Annotated in this window: 2 protein-coding genes and 1 pseudogene; all 3 read right to left on the bottom strand. The window is 70.7% G+C overall.

The features are described 5' to 3' along the window. Positions 1-938, bottom strand: a 938-nt coding sequence (locus A5622_RS13155; RefSeq protein WP_066878933.1) for a PPE family protein, incomplete at its 3' end; no start/stop codon positions are given. Positions 939-1271: 333 nt separating this feature from the next. Further along, positions 1272-2522 (bottom strand): PPE family protein, encoded by a 1251-nt coding sequence (locus A5622_RS13150; RefSeq protein WP_066878931.1) that lies wholly within the window; start codon positions 2520-2522, stop codon positions 1272-1274. A 470-nt stretch (positions 2523-2992) separates the two neighbouring features. Continuing rightward, positions 2993-3082 (bottom strand): annotated as a pseudogene (locus A5622_RS28240) (hypothetical protein); the annotation flags it as partial.

The raw sequence follows: 3082 nt of genomic DNA, 5'->3' as shown, positions 1-3082 counted from the left end.
CCACCCAACATCCCACCCAGACCACCCAGCCCGGGCAACGCCTTGGCCGCCGCCGGAGCCGCCCCACCGATCGCACCCACCGACTTGGCGATCTGCGTAAAGGTGTTGGCCATACCAGTACTGAAGTACGGCAGACCCTCGGTGTTGTAGAACAACCCCGCAAACGGGCTGTAGCCGTTGACCAGAGTGCCCAGGTTGGTAGGCAGGCTGGTCTGCCCGGTCAGCAGGAACCAGACCTCCGACAGCGGATCGGTGGTCGTCGTCGCCGCCGTGGTCGTGGCGGCGGTCGCGTTGGTCGACGTGGTCGTCGCCGGCTGCGCCAGCGCCTGCAGGGTCTTCGACGTGTTGGTCGCCGTGGAGTTGGCCGTGGCGTTGGTGACCGCCGCACTCTGGGTGGCCTGACCCGACGGGTTGGTGACCTCCGGCGCCTTCTGGAACTGCGCCACCTTCGTCGCCGAGGCCGACTGGCCCGCATAGCTGTACATCGCGGCCGCGTCCTGCGCCCAGTACTCGCCGTACTGCGCCTCCAGCTGCGCGATCAGCGGGGTGTTCTGCCCCAGCACGTTGGTCGCCTGCAGCTGGGTCACCTGCGTGCGGTTCACCGCGATCAGCGGGGGCGGCACCGAGGAGGCGAGGGCGGTCTCGTAGGCCGCCGCGGCGGTACGAGCCTGGGTGGCCGCCTCTTCGGCCTGAGCGGCGGTCGTGGTCAGCCAGGCCGCGTACGGCGCGGCCGCCTGCGCCATCGCCGTGGACGCGGTCCCCAGCCACTCCTCGCTGTTCAGCGAGGTGATGACGTTGTCATAGCTGAGCGCGGCCGAGTTGAGTTCGGCCGCGAGCGCGCTCCATGCCGATGCCGCAGCCAGAAACGAACCCGACCCCGGACCCGAGTAGATCCGCGCCGAATTGAACTCCGGTGGGAACGCCCCATAATCCACCACGAATATGCCCCTTAACCTGTGATGTTCGAATCGATGCGTCGAGTAGTAGATGACGTTAATGCGCTGGTGAGCACCGCTACGCCGGTCAGCGGAGTAACGGCCGTCCGGCGCGCCTTTGCGCCGGGTGTCGGGGCCGGCCGTCCGGTGCCGGCCGACCGCCCCGACGTGTGCCCGAATCGTGGGCGTGAGCTGCGCGAATGGTCGGATCCCCGGGCCCGTCGGCCGCGGATGCCGAGGGCCGATGCCGGCGTGACCGGGCGCAGGTGCATCGAGGCCGGGAATAAAATCCGGCCGCGGCTAACGGTGAGGGTGTGCATGCTGCGATTCCGCCGCTTATCCGGCCGACGGCGGGCGTGTCAGCACGCTGTAGCGGAACCCGTATTTGTTGACGTACCCGGCGGCCGCGCCGCGCCGCCCGAACGACCCGACCGGCATGCCGCGCAGCAGGCCGTTGGCCCCCGCGCCGGGGGCGCCGGTCGCCCCGGCCTCGATGGGGGTGACCTCCTCGGACATCGCCGCCGGGGTCACCGACGAGGTCAGCGTCGCCCAATGCTGGGGAACCGAGAGCATCCCGACCCGCGCGGCCTGCCCCGTCCCGGCGGAGATCGCGCTCACGTGGCCCACCCCGCCCAGGTTGCCCAGCCCCAGGCTCGCGAACTGCGGCGTGGGATACCAGGCACCACCGGCACCGGCCGTGCTACCACCGGGACCGGAGATCAGCTGCTGGGCGATCGACGACCAGAAGCTGGTGATGCCGTTCGAGAAATAGGCGAGGCCCGTGGTCTGCTTCAGCAAGGTGCCGTACATGCCGGTGTTCAGGCCCGCGTAGTTGTTGGTCGGCGTGGGCAGCCCGGACTGCAGGAAGCCGTCTATCAGATTCTGCAGCCAGGTGAACGGTCCCGGCTGCGACGCCGTCGTCGTCGAGGCCTGCGTCACCGCCTGCGTGGTGGCCGTCAAGGCTTGCGGCGTCGCCAGCTGCGAGGTCGTCTGGGCGGTGTTGCCCGCCGGCTCGGCGACGGCCTGGGCGACCGCGGCGGCCTGGTTGGAGTCGGCCTCTGGCGTGGTGGTGTTGGGCGGCGACGTCAGCGGGGTCAGCTGCGAGGCCGCCAACGACGAAGCGGCGTAGCCGTACATCGCGGCGGCGTCCTGGGCCCACATCTCCATGTACTGCGCCTCGGTGGCCGCGATCGCCGGGGTGTTCTGCCCGAAGAAGTTCGTCGCGACCAGGGTCGCCAACAGCACCCGGTTGGCGGCGATCACCGGCGGCGGCACCGTCATCGCGAACGCTGCCTCAAACGCGGCGGCCGCCGCCCGGGCCTGGCCCGCCGTCTCCTCGGCCTGCCCGGCCAGGACGCTCAACCAGCTCACGTACGGCGTCACGGCCGACAACATGGACGCCGAGGCCGGCCCCACCCACGGCGCCTGGGTCAGTTCCGAAATCACCGACGTGTACCCGCTCGCGGCACTGCCCAACTCGGCGCCCAGCCCATCCCAGGCGGCGGCCGCGGCCATGAGCGGACCCGACCCCGGACCCGCGTACATGCGACCGGAGTTGATCTCCGGCGGAAATGCCCCGAAGTCCATGGTTACGAAGCACCGGGCTCGAACGACATGTATCCCCTCGCAGGTGATCTCTTGGCGATGACCATCAGAATTTGCTTGCTCGGAAGGCTAAATGGCCGCGCCGCCCCGCGCCGCTCCCGCGATGCCGCCGCAACTGCGGCCGGCCAGGCGCCGGCGGCGCGCTCCCCCGTGGCGGTGCCATCGGGGCGCCCCCGGGACGCGTCGCGCCGGCACCGTCGTTACCTGCGGGAACACCCCGTCAGGAGGTGCCCTCAGCGGCGCCTGCGGGTGAGTCCGCGGGCGGTTGCGGCGGGGCCGCGCCTACGCGAAAAGCCCAGCGCGGGATAAAAATCCGGCCGCAGATAAAGCCCGCTGGAGATTCGCTGGGGCGTGCCCGGATGCGACGTCCGGGCACGCACAAACGCGCCCTGCCGCCGGTGCTTGGCGACAGGGCGCGTCCTGGTTTTGCGCCAGAGTTGCTGGGGCCGAAGCTATCCCGCGAAGGGTGGCCGGGCCATGACGGTGGGCCGGAATCCGTACTTGGGACCCGCCACCCCGTGCCCGCCGGCACCGGCGCCCGC

This window comes from Mycobacterium sp. 1245801.1, from assembly GCF_001673055.1.
Lineage (GTDB): Bacteria > Actinomycetota > Actinomycetes > Mycobacteriales > Mycobacteriaceae > Mycobacterium > Mycobacterium europaeum_A.
This window is presented reverse-complemented; position numbering and strand designations above follow the sequence as displayed.

Excerpts from the sequence above, each read along its gene's own strand:
- A5622_RS13150 (WP_066878931.1), bottom strand. The coding sequence starts at position 2,522 with ATGGACTTCGGGGCATTTCCGCCGGAGATCAACTCCGGTCGCATGTAC.